The sequence below is a fragment of the Nocardiopsis sp. NPDC101807 genome (genome assembly GCF_044766605.1).
Classification (GTDB): Bacteria; Actinomycetota; Actinomycetes; order Streptosporangiales; family Streptosporangiaceae; genus Nocardiopsis; species Nocardiopsis tropica.
On sequence record NZ_JBIWMK010000002.1, the window covers coordinates 57,280 to 75,653 of the forward strand.

Annotated in this window: 14 protein-coding genes; 10 read left to right on the forward strand and 4 right to left on the reverse strand. The window is 74.2% G+C overall.

Going from position 1 to position 18,374, the window contains the following annotated elements:
* Positions 1 to 255 precede the first annotated feature (255 nt).
* The 6 genes from ACIRPH_RS05430 to ACIRPH_RS05455 all read left to right on the forward strand — a co-directional run bounded on the left by ACIRPH_RS05430 (position 256) and on the right by ACIRPH_RS05455 (position 8,957).
* On the forward strand, positions 256 to 537 hold the full coding sequence (locus ACIRPH_RS05430) for a hypothetical protein (RefSeq protein WP_402909654.1): 282 nt from the start codon (positions 256 to 258) through the stop codon (positions 535 to 537).
* A complete protein-coding gene (locus ACIRPH_RS05435) occupies positions 530 to 1,582 on the forward strand; it encodes a polyprenyl synthetase family protein (RefSeq protein WP_402909656.1) in 1,053 nt (350 codons plus the stop codon). Before ACIRPH_RS05430 ends, ACIRPH_RS05435 begins: the two co-directional genes overlap by 8 nt.
* 22 nt (positions 1,583 to 1,604) lie before the next feature.
* Complete coding sequence (locus ACIRPH_RS05440; RefSeq protein ID WP_402909658.1) at positions 1,605 to 2,765, forward strand: oxygenase MpaB family protein; 1,161 nt, start codon at positions 1,605 to 1,607, stop codon at positions 2,763 to 2,765.
* A gap of 212 nt (positions 2,766 to 2,977) precedes the next feature.
* Positions 2,978 to 4,156, forward strand: coding sequence for an anhydro-N-acetylmuramic acid kinase (locus ACIRPH_RS05445; RefSeq protein WP_402909660.1), 1,179 nt, complete (start codon positions 2,978 to 2,980; stop codon positions 4,154 to 4,156).
* Between the two features lie 69 nt (positions 4,157 to 4,225).
* On the forward strand, positions 4,226 to 5,725 hold the full coding sequence (locus tag ACIRPH_RS05450; protein WP_402909662.1) for a sodium:solute symporter: 1,500 nt from the start codon (positions 4,226 to 4,228) through the stop codon (positions 5,723 to 5,725).
* Between the two features lie 745 nt (positions 5,726 to 6,470).
* Positions 6,471 to 8,957, forward strand: coding sequence for a tetratricopeptide repeat protein (locus ACIRPH_RS05455; protein ID WP_402909664.1), 2,487 nt, complete (start codon positions 6,471 to 6,473; stop codon positions 8,955 to 8,957).
* 49 nt (positions 8,958 to 9,006) lie between these two features.
* On the opposite strand, the gene ACIRPH_RS05460 is transcribed toward ACIRPH_RS05455, so the two are convergent.
* A complete protein-coding gene (locus ACIRPH_RS05460; protein WP_402909666.1) occupies positions 9,007 to 9,354 on the reverse strand; it encodes a DoxX family protein in 348 nt (115 codons plus the stop codon).
* 506 nt (positions 9,355 to 9,860) lie between these two features.
* Here ACIRPH_RS05460 and ACIRPH_RS05465 point away from each other — a divergent pair.
* Positions 9,861 to 10,760, forward strand: a complete 900-nt coding sequence (locus ACIRPH_RS05465; protein WP_402909668.1) for a virginiamycin B lyase — start codon at positions 9,861 to 9,863, stop codon at positions 10,758 to 10,760.
* A gap of 32 nt (positions 10,761 to 10,792) precedes the next feature.
* Positions 10,793 to 11,515, forward strand: coding sequence for a DNA alkylation repair protein (locus ACIRPH_RS05470; RefSeq protein ID WP_402909670.1), 723 nt, complete (start codon positions 10,793 to 10,795; stop codon positions 11,513 to 11,515).
* Positions 11,516 to 11,622: 107 nt separating this feature from the next.
* On the opposite strand, the gene ACIRPH_RS05475 is transcribed toward ACIRPH_RS05470, so the two are convergent.
* A complete protein-coding gene (locus tag ACIRPH_RS05475; RefSeq protein ID WP_402909672.1) occupies positions 11,623 to 13,038 on the reverse strand; it encodes a PLP-dependent aminotransferase family protein in 1,416 nt (471 codons plus the stop codon).
* A 28-nt stretch (positions 13,039 to 13,066) separates the two neighbouring features.
* On the opposite strand from ACIRPH_RS05475, the gene ACIRPH_RS05480 reads away from it, so the two are divergent.
* Positions 13,067 to 14,119: a DMT family transporter gene (locus tag ACIRPH_RS05480; RefSeq protein ID WP_402909674.1), complete on the forward strand. Its 1,053-nt coding sequence runs from the start codon at positions 13,067 to 13,069 to the stop codon at positions 14,117 to 14,119.
* A 260-nt stretch (positions 14,120 to 14,379) separates the two neighbouring features.
* Here ACIRPH_RS05480 and ACIRPH_RS05485 read toward each other — a convergent pair whose 3' ends face one another.
* Both ACIRPH_RS05485 and ACIRPH_RS05490 read right to left on the reverse strand, forming a co-directional pair.
* Complete coding sequence (locus ACIRPH_RS05485; protein ID WP_402909676.1) at positions 14,380 to 14,514, reverse strand: hypothetical protein; 135 nt, start codon at positions 14,512 to 14,514, stop codon at positions 14,380 to 14,382.
* A gap of 83 nt (positions 14,515 to 14,597) precedes the next feature.
* Positions 14,598 to 15,953, reverse strand: coding sequence for an OFA family MFS transporter (locus tag ACIRPH_RS05490; RefSeq protein WP_402909678.1), 1,356 nt, complete (start codon positions 15,951 to 15,953; stop codon positions 14,598 to 14,600).
* A 1,239-nt stretch (positions 15,954 to 17,192) separates the two neighbouring features.
* On the opposite strand from ACIRPH_RS05490, the gene ACIRPH_RS05495 reads away from it, so the two are divergent.
* Positions 17,193 to 18,230, forward strand: a complete 1,038-nt coding sequence (locus tag ACIRPH_RS05495) for an LLM class flavin-dependent oxidoreductase (protein ID WP_402911580.1) — start codon at positions 17,193 to 17,195, stop codon at positions 18,228 to 18,230.
* Positions 18,231 to 18,374 lie beyond the last annotated feature (144 nt).

Sequence of the window (18,374 nt, forward strand, 5' to 3'; positions counted from 1 at the left end):
TTCCGATTGAAGGTGTGTTCGTTGAATTCCAGGACATCCTGCCTGATCAGCGCCTCTCTGTTGGTTTCGGTCGCCTTGTACTCGGTCCGGAAACACCATTGTGTTGACAAAGTCGACGATGGCGGAAGATGATCGCTCGACAAGGGATGCGCAGCTGATATCCGTCCGTCCGGGACCCTCTTCTTCCGGATTTCCGGTACGTCCTCCATTGCGATCCCTCGTCCCTTTCGTATCGTCTGGAGATGGGGGAGCACCGTGGCGCACACCGGTGACGGCGGGCGGACCCGGGACGTGGGCGAGCCGCTGCTCGTCGCGGCCGGGGTGGCCGACCTCGCGCTCGACCGCATGGGCGCGGCCCTGCGGCAGGCGAAATCGCTGCTGGGCCGGTCCGACCTGGCCGACCTCGCCCGGGACGGCCGGGACGACCTGCGGGAGCGGGGCCGGCTCGCCCTGCGAAGGTACGGACGGACGCCCGAGTGCCACATGGAGGTGCTCGCACGGCGGGTCGCCTCCCGCACCGGCCAGAGCGATGCCTGAGACCCCGGAGCAGGCCCTGCTCCGGACCAGGGTGGACGCGGTGCTCCGGGAGTTCGTGCGGGAGGAGGCGGACAGGTTCGCCGCCGTCGACGCCGACCTGCAGCCGGTGGCAGAGCAGCTGTCCGTGGCGGTGGCCGGCGGCAAGCGCCTGCGCGCCGCGTTCTGCTACTGGGGGTGGCGTGCGGCCGGTCAGCCGGACGGCGACGCCCCCGTCCGCGCCGCCGCCGCGATGGAGCTGCTGCACGCCGCGGCCGTCGTCCACGACGACCTGATCGACGAGAGCCCCACGCGGCACGGCGTGCCGAGCGCCCACGCCGCCCTGGGGGCCGCGCTCGGCGGCCGGGCGCGTCCCCAGGCGGGCGGCCGCGCCCTCGCCATGCTGACCGGGGACCTGCTGATCGCCTGGGCGGCGCAGATGTTCCTCTCCTGCGGCCTGCCCTCCGCCTACCTGTCCCGTGCCCGCGACCTGTGGGCGGTCATGGCCCGGGAGCTGATCGCCGGGGAGTGCCTGGAGGTCCTGCGCACGGGGGCTCCGCCCGACACGGCCCGCTCGCTCCAGGTGATCCGCTACAAGACGGCCAAGTACACGGTCGAGCACCCGCTGCACATCGGCGGCGCCCTGGCCGGTGCGCCGGGGACGCTCATGGAGGCCTTCACCTCCTACGGCCTGCCCCTGGGCGAGGCGTTCCAGCTGCGCGACGACCTGCTCGGGCTGTTCGGCGACCCGGAGCGCACGGGCAAGTCGAACCTCGACGACGTCCGGGGCAACCGGCCGACCGCCCTGATCGCCGAGACCTGGGCGGCCTCCACCGCGGCCGAGCGCCGGGAGCTGCGCGGCCTGCTCGGCCGCCGCGGCCTGGACGGCGAGGGCCTGGAGAGGGTGCGGACGATCGTGCTGCGCACCGGGGCTCCCGAACGGATCGAGGAGATGATCACCCTGCGCGTGCGGGCCGCCGACGACGCCCTCGCCCGCGCGGACATCCCGCACGAGGCCGCCGAGGCCCTGTCCCTGATGGTCGCCTCGGCCGCGGCCCGCCAGTCCTGAACCGTCGAAAGGCAAGGCCCCCATGCCCTACACCCACGAAACCATGGACGCGATGCGGCTCATGGGGGACGAACTCGCGGACGCGACGGTGGCCGCGCTGTTCGAGCGCGGCGAGGTCGGCAAGTTCAACACCCTCATGCGCTACTTCACCACGGTCGGCCAGGAGCTCCCCGACGGGCTGCCCGACGTCGCCCGCGAGTATCTGCACGCCACCGCCTCACCGCCGGCCTGGGTCGACTGGGACGAGATGGAGAGGGCCCGGCTGTTCTTCATCGACAACAACGTGCACATCTCGACCGCCCTGGCCTTCGCCTCGATGCCCGCCTGCTACGTCGTGCCGCACGTGGCCAGGCTGCTCAGCGCGACCCACGCCCTGGAGTACCCCTCCCGGAGGATGGCGGAGACGGGGCAGTTCACCGTCTACCTGATGCAGCCCGACGCGTTCGAGGCGGGGAGCCGGTTCGTCCCCGCCGCGCAGAAGGTACGCCTGCTGCACGCCTCGATCCGCCGCCACCTGAGCCGCGAGGGGCGCTGGGACGAGGCGGCCCTCGGCACGCCGATCTGCCAGGAGGACATGATCGGCGGCCAGATGATGTTCTCCATCCAGGTCCTGGACGCGCTCCACCGGCTGGGCATCCACATGTCCACCGAAGGCGCGGAGTCCTACTTCTACGCCTGGCGCGTCGTCGGCGCGATGCTCGGCGTCGACCCCGGACACGCCCCGTCCGACGTGGCGGCCGGCCGCCGGTTCTCCGACCTCTACATGACCCGGCACATGGGCCCCTCCGAGGAGGGGGCGCTGCTGACACGCAGGCTCATCGAGCTCTACGAGGAGGTCGTCCCGGGCACCGCCCTGGACCCGGTCGTCGCCGCCCTCGTCCGCTACCTCATGGGCGACACCTGCGCCGACTGGCTCCAGGTCCCGCGCACCGCCTGGGACACGGCCGTCAAGGCCTCACCCGCCCTGCTCGGGATCCTCGAACGCATCGAGGACCGCTCACCCCTGGGCGCGTGGGCCCTGGACCGCCTCGGCCACGTCACCACCCACCTGGAGCTCAGCTCCCTCACCCGCGGCCGGATCATGCAGTACGCGATACCCGAACGCCTCAAGGGCGAGTACGGGGTCACCTCCACCGCCCCCCGCGTCCACCCCTGGACCCCGCCGCCGCCCACCCCCACCTGAGCGCAGCGCGTCCCGACCGTGCGACGCGGCAGGTTGCCCCCGGCCGCCCCCACAGGACGGACAAGGGGGATTGACGCGGGCGTCACGCACGGTATAAGCCTGGTGGGCACACAGCGACCGGAGGTGCGGATGGTTGCCGGACGTGTCCGAACGCGCCGGGCGGGGCCCGGGACGCGCCGCCGGGGCGCCGCCGCCCCCGGAGCGGAGGCCCCGTGATCGTCCTCGGGCTGTCCTCCGGAACCTCGGCCGACGGGATCGACGTCGCCGCCGCGCGCCTGGAACTGGACGCGGACCTGGTCACCCTGGCGCCGCTGGGCGACCGCACCGTCCCCTACCCGGCCGACCTGCGCACCGAGCTCCGCGACGCACTCCCGCCCGCTGCGACCACCCTGCAGGCCGTGTGCCGGCTCGACACCCGCATCGGGCAGGCGTTCGCCGAGGCCGCGCGCCTGGGCGCGGACGAGCTCGCCGGGGGCCGCGCGGACCTGGTGGCCTCGCACGGCCAGACCCTCTTCCACTGGGCCGAGGGGACCGCGGTGCACGGAACCCTCCAGCTCGGCCAGCCGGCGTGGATCGCCGAGGCCACCGGACTGCCGGTCGTGTCGGACCTGCGCACGGCCGACGTGGCGGCCGGGGGCCAGGGGGCGCCGCTGGCCGCACTGCTGGACGTCCTCCTCCTCGGCGGGCGCCCCCGACCCGCGGCCGCCCTGAACCTCGGCGGCATCGCCAACGTCACCGTCGTCCGGGAGGGCGCCCCGCCCGAGGCCTTCGACACCGGTCCGGGCAACGCCCTGATGGACGCCGCGGTGCGCCGGGCGACCGGCGGGCGCGCCGACCTCGACGCCGACGGCGCCCTGGCCGGCGCCGGACGCCCCGACCCCGACCTGCTCGCAGTCCTGCTCGCCGAGCCGTACTACGGGCTTGCCCCGCCCAAGTCCACCGGTCCGGAGCTGTTCGGCCCCGGCCACCTCGACGCGGCGCTGCGGCGCGCGGGGACACCGGAGGCCGCGGACCTGCTGGCCACCCTGGTCGAGCTCACCGCGGTCACCATCGCGGACGCGCTGCGGCCCTACGGGACGGCCGACGTGTTCGCGTCCGGCGGCGGCACGCGCAACCCGGTGCTGATGGACCGGCTCGCCGCCCGTCTGGCACCGGCGCGGCTCCGGCCGTTCGACGTCCTCGGGCTGGACAGCGACGCCAAGGAGGCCTACCTGTTCGCGCTGATCGGCTTCCTCACCTGGCACGGGATCGCCGGATCCCTCCCCGGCTGCACGGGCGCGCGCCGCCCGTCGCTCGCCGGCCGCATCACCCCGGGGGCCGGACCGCTCCGGCTGCCCGAACCGGCGTCCGCCGCACCCGAGCGCCTGAGGGTCGACGCACCTCCCCCCTGACCCGGGCGTCCCTGCTCCGCGCATGCCGCACCGCGGCCCGCCCACCCACCCCCACCCCCGGAGGCGCCCGTGCACGCCGTCGATCTCGCGGTCATCGTGGTGTACCTGCTGTGCTCGGCCTGGCTCGGACTGAGGCTGTCCGGCCGCCAGCGCAACACGCGCGACTACTTCATCGGCGGCCGCAACCTGCCCTGGTGGGCGGTCTGCCTGTCCGTCGTGGCCACCGAGACCAGCGCCCTGACGGTCATCAGCATCCCCGGCGTGGCCTACCTGGGGGACGTCACCTTCCTCCAGGTGGCGGTCGGCTACCTCATCGGGCGCGTGGTCGTCGCGTTCGTGCTGCTGCCCCGGTACTACCAGGGCGAGATGACCACGGCCTACGCCTACCTCGGCCTGCGCTTCGGCCGGGGCATGCAGGGCACGGCCTCGGTGACGTTCCTGTTCACCCGGCTCCTCGCGGACGGCGTGCGGATGTTCGCCGCCGCCATCCCCATGAAGATCGTCCTGGACTCCTACGGGCTCGAACTGCCCTACTTCACGATCATCGCCCTCCTCGGCGGGGTCACCGTCCTCTACACCCTCATCGGCGGCATCAGGGCCGTGGTGTGGGTGGACGTCCTCCAGATGGCGCTGTACGTGCTCGGCGGCGTCGTCGCCCTCGTCGTCATCGTCGAGAGCCTGGACGTGAACTTCCTCGCGGTCGCCGCGGAGGAGGGCAAGACCAGGTTCCTCGACTTCACGTCGAACCCGGTCTCCTCGCCCTACGCCACGGTCACCGCGGTGCTGGGAGGGGCCCTGCTCTCCACCGCCTCCCACGGCGCGGACCAGATCATCGTGCAGCGGCTGCTGGGCTGCCGCAGCCTCCGCGACGCGCAGAAGGCGGTGATCGGCAGCGCCGTCGTGGTCTTCCTCCAGTTCGCCCTCTTCCTCACGGTGGGCCTGGCCCTGTACTCCTACTTCGAGGGCGCCTCGACCGAGCAGCTCGGCCTGGCCAACTCCGACGAGCTGTTCCCGGTGTTCATCGTCGAGGGGCTGCCCACGGGCCTGTCGGGGCTCATGCTCGCCGGGATCATGGCGGCGGCGATGAGCACCCTGTCCTCGTCCCTGTCGGCGCTGTCGTCCTCCACCATGGCCGACCTCTACGAGCGGTTCGCCCGCCGCACCCTCACCGACGTCCAGGGGCTGCGGCTCGGACGCCTGTTCACCCTCGGGTGGGGGCTGGTGTTCGTCGGCGCGGGGGCGATGTTCACCGGGACGGACACCCCCGTGGTCGAACTGGGCCTGTCCGTGGCCAGCATCACCTACGGCGGCCTCCTCGGCGCGTTCTTCCTGGGCCTGTGGGTCCGCCGGGCCCGCCAGTCCGACGCCGCCGTCGCCTTCGCGGCGGCCGTCGCGACGATGGCCTGCCTCTTCCTCTTCGCGCCGGGCCTGGTCGGGTTCACGTGGTACACGGCGATCGGCACGGCCGTCGTGCTCGGTCTGGGCTACCTGCTGTCGCTGCGCCACCGCGGGAGCGCCCCGGCTCCGGAGCCGGAGCCGGAGAGGACGCCGGACGGGGAGGGCCCCTGACCCCGCGCGGCGGGGCCCGTCCGGTCACGGCCCCTGGACCCGGGACAGGAACCGGAGCAGCCCTCCGTTGAAGGCGGCCGGGCGCTCGCACGAGGGGGACGCCCCGTAGCCGGAGAACCGCGCCCACACCGTCTCACGGCGGCGGCGAGCACCCTGTCGTCACCGCTGTCGCCGCGCCCCCGCTCCGGCTTCGGAAGCGGAGCCCGAGCGGACGCCGGGCGGGATGAGCCCCTGGTTCCCGCGTCGCAGAGGCGTTCACGCCACTGCCCGGACAACGGGGTGCAAACCGTCCCGATGGGTGTGTTCCACATCACTTTGATGGCGTTCGCGTAAGCCAATGGGGTGGAAGGCACAATATGGGACCAGACGGGCAATGGCGTGAGAGCGTTTCGTGCCGCCCCATGACTCCGGGTCCGGACATGGGTGTGCTCGCTCTGCCCCCCGGAGACACCGCGGATTCCCCACCCGCCCCTGTCGGATATCTGCGAACCTCCCCTTCGCGCTCTTCCAGAGCTGCAGGATCCCCACGGAGTGAAGCCCTGTGCATGACGAAGTCCACAGCGATGACGGAGCGACCGCCGGTTCGAGCCCGGGAGGCAGCGGGCCCCCGGGGAAGCCCACGGCCTCCCCCCGAGGCCGGGACGGGGGAGAACCCGCTTCCAACACCCTCGGGGGCGATGTCCACGGGCTCGCGGTCCAGGCGGGAACGTTCAGCGGCGGAGTGACCTCCTACCACGGAGCCCACGTGGATTTTCGGGGCTCCACCGTGTCCCTCGTCGACGACCGCAGCCACGGAACCGCTCCGTCCGCAGTGCGGGACCTGCCGTCCCCCGGTCAGGGGTTCGTGGGGCGGGCCGGGGAGATCCGGGAGCTCATGGACGCCATGGCGCCCGCCCCGGCGGAGGCAGGTCCTCCCCATGGCCGCTCCGTCTCCGTGGTGACGGGGATGGGAGGGGTGGGCAAGACGGCACTGGCACTGGTAGCAGGACACCGTGCGCTCGAAGCGGAGATGTTCTCCGCTGTGTTCTTCGTCGACATGCGCGGATACGAGGACTCCCCGGTCACTGCTTTCCAGGCGCTGGAATCGCTCCTACGCGCTCTGGGGGTCGCGGCTCTCCACCTCCCGCCCGACCTGGCCGGGCGGTCCCGGCTGTACAGGTCTCGTGTGGCCGAACTGGAGACGGAGAGGAACTCTCCCGTCCTGGTCGTGGCCGACAACGTCTCCTCCGTGGGACAGGTGGAGCCGCTGATCCCCGGTACTTCGGGCAGTCATCTCCTGGTCACCACACGCGACCGCCTGCCGATCGTGGCCCGACGCCTCGCCCTGGGCACCCTCCCGCCGGACACGGCGGTCGAACTACTCGACAACGCGCTCCGGCAGATCGACCCCGCCGACGACAGGATCACACGCGAACCCCTGGTGGCACTCGACGTGGTGTCCGCGTGCGGAGGCCTTCCCCTGGCCCTCTGCATCTGCGCCGGTCTGCTCGCCCGCGACCCGGACAGGACCGTCGAGGAGCTCTCGGAGAACATGGCCACCCCGGGTGGGCGCCTGGTCCACCTCGACGACGGCAGGGTCGGCATCCGGCACTTCTTCGACATGGCCCTCGCGAGGCTGACCCCGTTCCAGACCCGGGTCTTCACACTCATCGGTGTGGTTCGGTGCGGCGGTATCACCACGGAGGCGGTCGCCTCGCTGGCGCAGACGGGTGTTCGGGAGACACTCGCGACGCTGAGGGAACTCGCCTCCGCCCACCTTCTCTCCTGGCGGAAGCAGAGCAGGCGCTGGGTCATGCACGACCTTTTGGCCGTCTACGCGTCCCAACGGGCGAAGGACGCCTCTTCGCCCTTCGACGTATACGAATCGGTCCTGATCCGACTGGCCGATCACTACGTGGAGTACGCCGGATATGCATGTGAGCATGTGAGGGAAGCGGACGCGGTCCCGGAAGGCAACGCCTTCTCCACCAGGGAGGAGGCAGAACAATGGCTGCACGAGGAACGGGCGAACATCATCACGGTCGCCCGTTCGGCACAGGAGATCGGGCACGACGGTGCCGTGGTGCGGTTACTGGCCCTGACCGCGGACCATCTCGACCGGTCGCGGTACTTCCATGACCTGAGGAAGATGTCGGTGCTGGCCGAGCACGCGTGCCGGAGACTGGGGGACCTCGGGGGCAGGGCCGCGGCCTGGGACGCCCGTGGAGTCGCCCTCGCCGGACTCCGCGACTTCCGCGGTGCGGTGGAACTGCACACCAGGGCCGGAGACGCCTTCCGCGATCTCGGAGACCGCCGCCGCGAGGCACTCGCCCGCAACAATCTCGGCAGTGCCCGGCTCGGGAGGGGCGAAACCGGAGCAGCCGTTGAAGCACACCGCCTTTCCCTGGGGTTGTTCGCCCGGGAAGGGGACCGCCACGGGCAGGCCATGGCGCTCAACAACCTCGCCATCGTGTACCAGGGAGAGCGCCGTTTCACGCTGACGATCGATTGCTACACCAGGGCACGGAAGCTTCTCGCGCGCACGGGGGACCGGCGTCGTGAGGCCACCGTACTGAACAACCTGGGCGCCGCCCTCCAGGAGATCCGCTGTTTCCCCGAATCCCTGGACGTGCTGACCACGGCCCGCGACATCCACTTCTCCTTCGGGGATCAGCACGGGGAGGCGGGCTCCTGGATGAACCTGGGCTCCACGTTCTTCGCCATGGGAAAGTACCCCGAAGCGGTCGATGCCTGGGACAGGGCGAGGAAGCTCTACCAGAGCACGAACGACCTCCACGGCGAGGCCAGGGCCTGGAACAACATCAGCGCCGGACACACGATGTCGAGGAGCTACGACGAGGCGGTCGACGCACACACCCAGGCCCACCACCTGTACCGGCACACCGGCGACCGGAGAGGTGAGGGGCTGGCCTGGATGAGCCTGGGATTCACGCAGCAGCGCATGGGCAAGTTCGAGGAAGCAGCGCGCTCACACGGTCACGCGAGGGAAATCTTCCAACGAGCCGATGACGCCCGAGGGCTCGCAGCGGTGTGGGCCCACCTCGGCGTCGCGGTGGAGAACATGAGGGGCTTCACCTCCCGGGACGCCCGAGCCCCCGGTCGGGCCGACCAGCAGGGCGGCCAGACCGGGGCTCCTTCCGCGGGCAGGCGTCCGCCGTCCCGTTCGGATACCCGGCACCCGGGAGGGGAGGCGGGCGCGTACCGCGGCCGTCGCCGTCGTGATCAGGTATGAACGTGTGCCGGCGGGGCCGGGGCCCCGGGACGCACGCGGCCCGGGGCCCTCACACGGCGAGGGACAGGACCAGGCAGCCGGCCGCCGCGCCGAGGAACCCGAGGGGCACGAGGAGGGACAGGTCCGGCGCCCTCAGGTGCACGGCCACCGCGCCGGTGAAGAACAGGACCAGGCCGAGCGCGGCCGCCGTCCCCACGAGCGGTACCCCGGCCGGCCCGAGGAGCAGGCCGAGGGCCCCGGCCCCCTTGAGCAGACCCAGCGCGGTCAGCCAGGACTCGGGCACCCCCACGGCGGCCGAGTTGGCGAGGACGAACCGTGCGCGGAGGAGGTCCGCCACGGCGAAGAAGCCGTTCGCGGCGGCGGTGAGCACGGTCACCGCGATGTAGGCGGCGGTCATGACGGCCTCCCGCCCGCCGTCGGCGCCGTGGCGGCCGGGGACCCGGTCCCGCGGTCCCGTGCGTCCGTCGTCGCGCCCGTGTCGGAACGGGTCGTTCGGGAATGCATGTCCTTCCACCTCCGGTAAGTGTCGCTGCGGTGTGCCTCGTCCCTCCTGACGAGCGCCGGCCCCGGAACGTGACACGGGCCCCGCCGCGCCCCGGGACGCCCCTGGCCGGGCCGCAGGACGGCCCCGCCGTGCCCGGGGCCGACGGCCGCCGCACGCCCCCGGCGCCGCCGGGGCGCGGCCCGCCCGGCGCGGCCCACCGCGCGGACGCACGAGGATCAGGCCGCGTCGGCGCGGCGGAGGGGGCGGAGCCCTTCGGCGGCGCACGCGCGCACGCGGAAAGGGCGCTCGGGCGAACCGGGGCCGGCGGCCGGAGCCCGCGGCGCGCGCACGCGCGCGGAAAAGCGGTTGTGCGCGCCCCGCCCAGCGACCACGATGGTCCGCCTGACAGGAGGCCCCGGATGACCCACCACGCACACGCCCGGACCCTGCGGGAGCACCCGCTGGCAGCGCCGGGCGCCGGCCCCTACGGCGTCACCGGGGCGGACGACGGCTCCCTCTGGGCCACGCTCGTCCACCACGGGCAGATCGCCCGCCTGGCACCGGACGGCGCGGCGACCCTGTACCCGCTGGACTCCGCGACCTGTGGCCCCTCGCTCATCACCCCGGGCCCCGACGGCGCGCTCTGGTTCACCCGCATCCAGGACGACAGAATCGGCCGTATCACCGCGGACGGCGAGGCGGGCTCCTTCGCGCTGCCCGCCCCGGGCGCACGCCCCTTCGGCATCGCGGCGGGCCCCGACGGGGCGCTGTGGTTCACCGAGACGAACACCGACCGCATCGGGCGCGTCACCCCGGACGGGGAGATCACCGGGTTCCCCCTGCCGACCCGGGGCGGCTTCCCGTCGTTCGTCACCGCGGGTCCGGACGGCGCCCTGTACTTCACCCTCAACCAGGCCGACGCGGTCGGCCGGATCACCGTCGGCGGACACGTCACCGTCCACGCCCTCCCCACCCGCGGCGCGGCGCCCGTGGGTATCACCGCGGGCGCCGACGGGGCCCTGTGGTTCGTGGAGATCGGCGCCGGACAGGTCGGCCGCCTCACGCCGGACGGCGACGTGCGGGAGTTCCCCCTGCCCCGGCGCGACGCGCGGCCCCACGCGATCACCGCCGACCCCGCCGGGGGGTGCTGGTTCACGGAGTGGGGCGCGAACCGGATCGGGCACGTCACCGCGGAGGGGGAGATCGACCTGGTCGACCTGCCGACCCCCGGCAGCGAACCCCACGGGATCGCGGTCACCGCGGACGGCGCGGTGTGGGCCGCCCTGGAGAACGGGAGCCTCGCGCGACTGGCCCCGTGACCGGGCGCACGGTGTGGGCTATCTTCTCCCCCATGGCCTTCGAACCGACCGCGGCGGCGTTCCTGGAGCGGCTGGACGAGCACCGCGACGACGGGGAACTCCGCAAGTACCAGCGCTATTTCCGCTTCGACGCCGACGACCAGGACCCGGACGACTACTTCGTGGGCGTGCGCATGGGCACCGTGTTCTCCCTCGCGAAGGAGTTCACGGCCATGGACCTCGACCAGATCGAGGCGCTCATGGAGAGCCCCGTCCACGAGGCCCGCGCCGGCGCGATGAGCATCATGGAGAAGAAGGCCCGGCGCCGCGGCGCCACCCCCGAGCAGATCGGGGCCCTGGCGGAGCTGTACCTGCGGCGCCACGACCGGGTCGACAACTGGGACCTGGTCGACCTGGCCGCGCACCACGTCCTCGGCCGCCACCTGAACGACCGCCCGCGCGACGTGCTGTACGCCCTGGCGCGTTCGGACGACCCGTGGGAGCGGCGGACCTCGATCGTGGCGACCGCACACTTCATCCGCCGACGGGACCTGGACGACGCCTTCGCGCTCTCCGGGATCCTCCTCCACGACGACCACGAGCTGGTGCAGAAGGCGGTCGGGTGGATGCTGCGGGCGGCCGGGGACGTGGACCGCGACCGCCTCCTGGGCTTCCTGGACGCCCACGCCGCCGGTGCGCCGAGACCGCTGCTCCGCGCGGCGATCGAGAAGCTCCCGCCGGAGCGGCGCGCCCACTACCGGGGGCTGCGGGCCTGACGGGGCCGCTGCGCCGGGCCCGGCGGCCGGGGCCCCCGGCCGGACCGGCGCGCCCGCCGGCGGGGGGACGGTGCCGAAGGCGCGGGAACCGCGCCCCCGGAGCCGGGTCAGCACGGCTCCTGGCGCGCGAGCGCCCGGCCGAGCGCGCGCACCCCGTCGGGGAAGGACCCGGGGTCCGGTCCGGCGTAGTTGAGCCGCAGGTGGGGGCCGGTGGGTTCGGCGGGGAACCACTCGTCCCCCGAGGCGACGACGACCCCGAGGTCCTCGCAGTCCGCCACGAGCCGCGCCAGGTCGGTGCTGTCGGGGAGCCGGACCCAGAGGTTCAGCCCGCCCCGGGGCAGCGCCTCCAGGTGCGCGGCGGGGACGTGCTCGCGCAGGGCGCCGGCGAGGAGGTCGCGCCGTGCGGCCAGCTGGTGGCGCAGCCCCCGCAGGTGGGTGCGCCAGGCGGGCTGGGTGACGACGTCGAGCGCGACCGCCTGCAGCACGCCGCTGACGTACAGGGACCCGGCCCGGGCGTCGGCGAGGATCCGCTCCCGGGCGGGGCCGCGGGCGACCACCCCGGCGACGCGCACGGCCGGGGACACGCTCTTGGTCAGCGAGCGCAGGTACACCACGTGCCCGCCGTCGTCGCGCGCGGCCACGGGCGCCGGACCGTCCTCGATCCCGAAGTCGTGCGCCCAGTCGTCCTCGACCAGGAACGCCCCGAAGCGGCGCACGGTGTCCAGCACCCGGTCGGCCAGGTCCGGCGACCAGCGCGCCCCGGTGGGGTTGGCGAAGTTCGGCTGGGCGTAGAAGGCGCTCGCCCCCGTGCGCTCGAACGCGCGGACCAGGGAGTCCGGGTCCGGCCCCCCGGCGCCGCTGGGCACCGGCACGACCCGCACCCCCGCCTGCGCGGCGGCCAGGAGCGCCCCCCAGTAGGTGGGCGACTCCACCAGCAGCGGGCGGCCCGCGCCGACCAGGGCGCGGAAGGCGGTGCTGAGCCCGCTCTGGCTCCCCGGCAGGACGACGGCGTCGCCGGGGGCGGGCGGCGCGACCCCGGCGGGGGAGTCCGCCCCCAGCTCGGTCGCGAACCACGCCCGCAGGTCCGGGAGGCCCGCGGCCGGGGGCCTCGCGACGGCCGACGCGCCGCGTGCGGCCCGTGTGAACGCTCCGCGCACCAGGCGCTCGGGGAGGAGTTCGCGGTCGGGGTAGCCCGAGTGCAGGGCGACCGCGCCGTCGGGGCCGGTGCGCAGCGCGGCGGCCGACCGGGGCGCGTGCTGGGCCGTCGGACCGAGCGCGGCGGTCTGCCACCCGTAGTCGTGCGGACGGGCGGCCCGGGCCGCGCGGACGAAGGTCCCCACCCCGGGGCGGCTCTCCACCGCCCCCTGGGAGGCCAGTGTCCGCAGCGCCTTCTGCACCGTGACCGGGCTCGCCCCGTACTGCGCCACCAGGGCTCGCGTGGACGGCAGCCTCGCGCCCGGCGGGGCCGTGGCGATCCACGCGCGGAGCCCTGCGACGATACGCGAACTGCTATCGTTATTCATGAAGAACAATAGTAGCGCTACTCAGACGATGCGACCAGCGCTATCCTCCCGGTCCGGGTTGCTGTGGGGCCTGCTCGGCGTCGCGGCCTTCTCCCTGACCATCCCCTTCACGCGTGTGGCCGTCGAGGGCGGCGGGATGTCACCGCTGTTCACCGGCTCCGGCCGTGCGGTCGTCGCCGCGCTCCTGGCGGCCGCCGCCCTGGCCTGCACCGGTCAGAGCCTGCCGCGCGGCAGCCAGTGGGTCCGCCTGGCCGTCGTCGCCGCAGGTGTGGTCGTCGGTTTTCCGGTACTCACCTCCTTCGCCCTCACCTCCGCCTCGGCGGGCCACGGCGCCGTCGTGATCGCCCTCCTGCCCGCGGCGACGGCGGTGGCGGCGACGCTCCGCGGACGAGAGAGGCCCCCGGCCCGCTTCTGGACCATGGCGGCCGTCGGCGCGGTGGCCGCCGTCGTGTTCGCCTCGCTGCAGGGCGGCGGGTTCGGCGGACCGTACCTGTCCGACCTCCTGCTGTTCGGCGCCGTGGCCGCGGCCGCGGTCGGCTACGCGGAGGGCGGGCTCCTGGCCCGCGAACTCGGCGCGTGGCAGACCGTCTCCTGGGCGCTCGTCCTGTCCTTCCCGCTGATGGCCGTCCTCACGGGGGTGGCGGTGGCCGACCGGCCGCCGAGCGGTACCCCGGCCGAGTGGGCGGCCTTCGCCTACCTGGCGGTGGTGAGCATGTTCCTCGGCTTCTTCGCCTGGTACCGGGGGCTGGCGATCGGCCCGATGGCACAGGTCAGCCAGGTCCAGCTCGTCCAGCCGGTCATGACCATCGGCTGGGCCGCCCTGATCCTGCACGAACAGCTCACGTGGCCCACGGTCCTCGGAGGGGTGGCGGTGGTCGCCTGCGCGGCGACGGCCGTCCGCGCCCGCCTGCGGCCGACCGCGGGGAAGGGGGCCGGGGCCGTCGCGGGGACCGGCGGCGGACGGGAGCCCGCCGCCGGCCGGCGCGGTCGGTCCCGCCCGGTTCCGCCGGACGGGGTCCGGACCGGCCCGGACGGAGGAACGGGTGCCGGACACGGGGCGCGTCCCCCGGGAGGGCGGTGAACCCCTCCGGCGCGGTCCCCGGAGGGGAGGCCCCCCGGCGCACCGTCCCGGGGGGGGGCCCCCCCCGCCCCGGGCCGGGGGGGCCCCCCCCCGCCCGGGGTTCCCCGGCGGACGGGGGCCCGCACACGGGGGGGGCCCCCGGGGCGGGCGGTGACCCCCCCGGGGGGGGCCCCGGGTGGGGAGGCCCCCCGGCGCCCCGCCCGGGGCGCGCCCCCCCCCCCCCCGGGACGGGGGAGCCGCGCCCGCGACGGTCTTCCCGGTCAGCCGGTGAACAGGGCCGCGGCCTGGACCGCGGTCCGCACCACGCCGTAGCCCAGGGCGACGACCACGACCACCCACAGGAAGAGCGCCGCCGCCTTCGACAGCGTCTGACCGCCTCGTCGCGTACCGTCCACCGGGTCCTCCCTCCGCGGCCCGGTGCCTCCGGGCGCTTCCAGTTCCTCCTGCCCGCCGGGTGCTCCCGGCGCCCGTCCGGCGCTCACGAGACCGCCTCGCGCGACCGGTCCGGGCCGGCCGGCCCGGGGGCCGGCGCCGCGGACGCGGACAGCGGGCGCACCAGCATGTTGGCCGTGAACCCGACCGCCATCACGGCCACCATGAGGTACAGGGAGGCCGTGTACAGGTCGGCGCCCGAGCGGCCCGCCGCGAGCTGGCTGTCGGCGACCACGTTGACGATCAGCGGCCCCGCGATGCCCGCGCACGACCAGGCGGTGAGGATGCGGCCGTGGACGGCCCCGACGTTGAACGAGCCGAACAGGTCCTTCAGGTAGGCCGGGATCGTCGAGAAGCCGCCGCCGTAGAAGGACAGGATGACGCCGGTGACCGCCACGAAGAGCGCCACGGAGCTCGTGCCGGCCACGGCGATGACCAGGTACAGCACGCAGCCGAGCCCCAGGTAGCCGATGTAGGTCCGCTTGCGCCCGAGGGCGTCGGACGTGGAGGACCAGACGAAGCGCCCCAGCATGTTGCACAGCGAGAGGACGCCGACGTACCCGGCGGCCTCGGCCGGGCCCACACCGGTGAAGAAGTCCTGCACCATGGGGGCGGCCTGTTCGAGGATGCCGATCCCGGCGGTGACGTTGCAGAACAGCACGATCCACAGCAGCCAGAACTGCCGGGTGCGGAAGGCCGCCTCCACGCTGAGGCCGTCCTGGACCTGCTCGCGAGCGGGGGGAGCCTGGGCGGGCGCGCCGCCCTCGGGGGTCCACCCCGGCGGCGGCACCCGGACGGTCGCGGCGCCCAGCATCATGGCCGTGAAGTACACGGCGCCCAGGGTGAGGAACGTGGGGACGATCGCCTCGGAGGGCGTCGCGGCGTACCGGTCCAGGAGCGCGGAGGACAGCGGGGACGCGATGAGGGCGCCGCCGCCGAACCCCATGATGGCCAGGCCCGTGGCCATCCCCGGGCGGTCCGGGAACCACTTGATCAGCGTGGAGACGGGGGAGATGTACCCGATGCCGAGGCCGATCCCGCCGAGGAACCCGTAACCGAGGTAGAGCAGCCAGAGCTGGCCGGTCGCCACGCCGAGCGAGCCGACCAGGAAGCCGCCCGCCCAGCACACCCCGGAGACGAACATGGCCTTGCGCGGGCCGTTGCGCTCCACCCACTTGCCGCCGAACGCGGCGGACAGGCCGAGCATGACGATGGCGATGCTGAAGACGACCCCGATCGCGGTCAGCGAGGTGTCGAACCGCTCGACCAGGGGGGTCTTGAAGACGCTGAAGGCGTACACCTGGCCGATGGAGAGGTGGACGGCGAGGGCCGCCGGCGGGATGAGCCACCGGCTGTAGCCCGGGGGGGCCACGCTTCTCTCGCGGTCAAGGAACGACGGCATGGACCATCCTCTTCACTGATCGGGCACGCGCGGTATCCGGTTGCCGCGCGCGGGTCTTTCCAGGTGCGGTCCCGTCCCCGACGGGGGGCGTGCGGGACGCCGTCCGGGGCGGGAGGGGGCGGGGGGCGCTACCGGTCCGGTCCTCCGCCGACGCCGTGCGGGGCGCCGGGGAGCGCGCGTCCCGGCCCCGGGGCCGGGGTCCCCGCCGCGACGGCGGTCCCGGCGGCGTGGCCGGTCGGCGGATCGGTCGGCCCGCGATGGCCGGAGGGACCCCGCACGACGGCTCCCGCGTCCTGGGGAACGGAGCCGGGAATGCGGTTTCCGCACTTCGGGCCGGGGGCGCCGAAAAAGAATTCGATTGTGCGCGTCGCGGTGAGGGGCGCGGGCCCGGAAACAGGGCGCGCCTGCACCGTCAGGACGCCATTGCGTCCTTCTGCCAGCGCCGTGGGGTACCTGAGCTGGCTCGACAACATGCGGACACAGTACAGGTGCGTATGTCGCCGAACAAGGGCGGACCCCCCGTTGCGGAAGGGGTCGGCCCCGGGCGGCCGACGGCGCGGGGAGCCGTTCTCGCGCGCGAGAGGGGTCGGAGGTCCCGAAGGGATCGTGCGAGTTCCTGAGCTGCGGTTTCTCGTGTTTGCAGCCTCTTGGGAGGCCCTTCGCGCGAGGCCGCCGGCCGGGCGCGCGTTCCGTCCGGCCCGGTCCTGGCGCGCAGGCCGTCACCGCCCGTGAGGCCGTCCTCCGCCGGGTCGGGGGTCCGCCGCACCGCCTCCCGCCCCGCGGGGGCGAGGGGCCCGCCGCCCTCCCCGGGGCGGCCCCTCTCCGAGAGGGAGACGGGGAAAAGGAAAAGGCGCGCCGATCCGCTGCGTTCTCCCCGGCGGCGCACCGGTGGAATCCGGGCGGGGCCGCTCGTGTATTTCTGCGCCTTCCTGGAACGGGCAGGGGAAAGGGCGAAAAGGGGTGGGGGAAAGGGGGAGGGCGTTCTCCGCCGCCGGACGCTCCCGCCCGCACCGGAGGGCACGCGTTCCCCGCCCCCGGACGGGGCCGTCCCGGTCGCGCCCCGGCGTCGCGGCCCCTCCGGGCCGACGGGCCGCCTGCGCGGCCGTGGCGGCGCGTCCCCGCCCCGCCGGAACGCGTGATCCATCCCACCGGACGCGCGGCGGCCGCACGCGGGGCGGCGGGGCGGCCGGTTGCCTAGGATCTTCCTACCGTCCAGACAGGGAAAGTGCGGTGGAAGCGATGACCGTCCCGGAACGCCCGCTCTCGAAGCTGGGATTCCTCACGATCGGCCTGTTCGACGAGGACGAACCCGCCGCGGGCCACGAGAACACGCTCAGGATGATCGAACTCGGGGAGCGGCTCGGCTTCGACAGCGCCTGGCTGCGCGACCGGCACCTCCAGCACGGCATCTCCTCGCCCGTCGCGGTCCTGGCCGCCGCCACCCAGCGCACCTCCCGCATCGAGCTGGGCACGGCGGTGATCCCGCTCGGGCTGGAGAACCCGTTCCGCCTGGCGGAGGACCTCGCGACCGTCGACGTCCTCAGCGGGGGGCGGCTCAACCCGGGGGTCAGCGTGGGTCCTCCCACCCACTACGACCACATCAAGGAGCACCTCTACCCGGACAGCTGGGACGCGGAGGACTTCGGCCGCACGCGCCTGTCCCGGCTCCTGCACAACCTGCGCGGCGAACCGGTCAGCACGTTCTCCGGCCGGGAGGGCGTCGAGACGTACTCGCGGCGTATCCAGCCGCACTCGCCCGGCCTGGCCGGACGCGTCTGGTACGGGGCGGCCGGACTGGCCTCCGCCGAGTGGGCGGGGGAGCAGGGGCTCAACCTGCTGACCAGCAGCGTGGTCCGTGCCGAGGAGGACGACGACTTCGCCCGCGTGCAGCGCTCCCACATCCTGCGGTTCCGCGAGCGCCACCCGCTCGGGGAGCGGGCGCGCGTCTCGCAGGGGCTCGTGGTGGTCCCCACCGACAGCGCCACGCCCGCGCAGCGCCGCAAGTACGAGGAGTACGCGCAGAGCCGTCTGGCGCGCACCACCGCGCCGCAGGGGCCGGGCCGACTCCTCTTCGCCCCCGACCTCGTGGGGACCTCGGAGCGGATCGCGCAGACGCTGGCCGAGCACGCCGGGTACCAGCAGGTGGACGAGGTGGTGTTCGCCCTGCCCTTCACGTTCGAGTACGAGGACTACGAGCAGATCCTCACCGACACCGCCACCCGGCTGGGCCCCCTGCTCGGCTGGACGCCCGCGGGGCGGAGCGGGCGGGAGGCGTGAGGGCCGGTCCGGGCCGCACGGAACCGGGCCACCCGGTCCGGACAGCCCGGAACCGGGCCGCCCGGTCGGGGGCGGGCCGCCGTGCCGTGCGGCGGCGCCGGGGACGCCGCGACCGGGCCGCCACCCCGGTGAACGGGACGAACG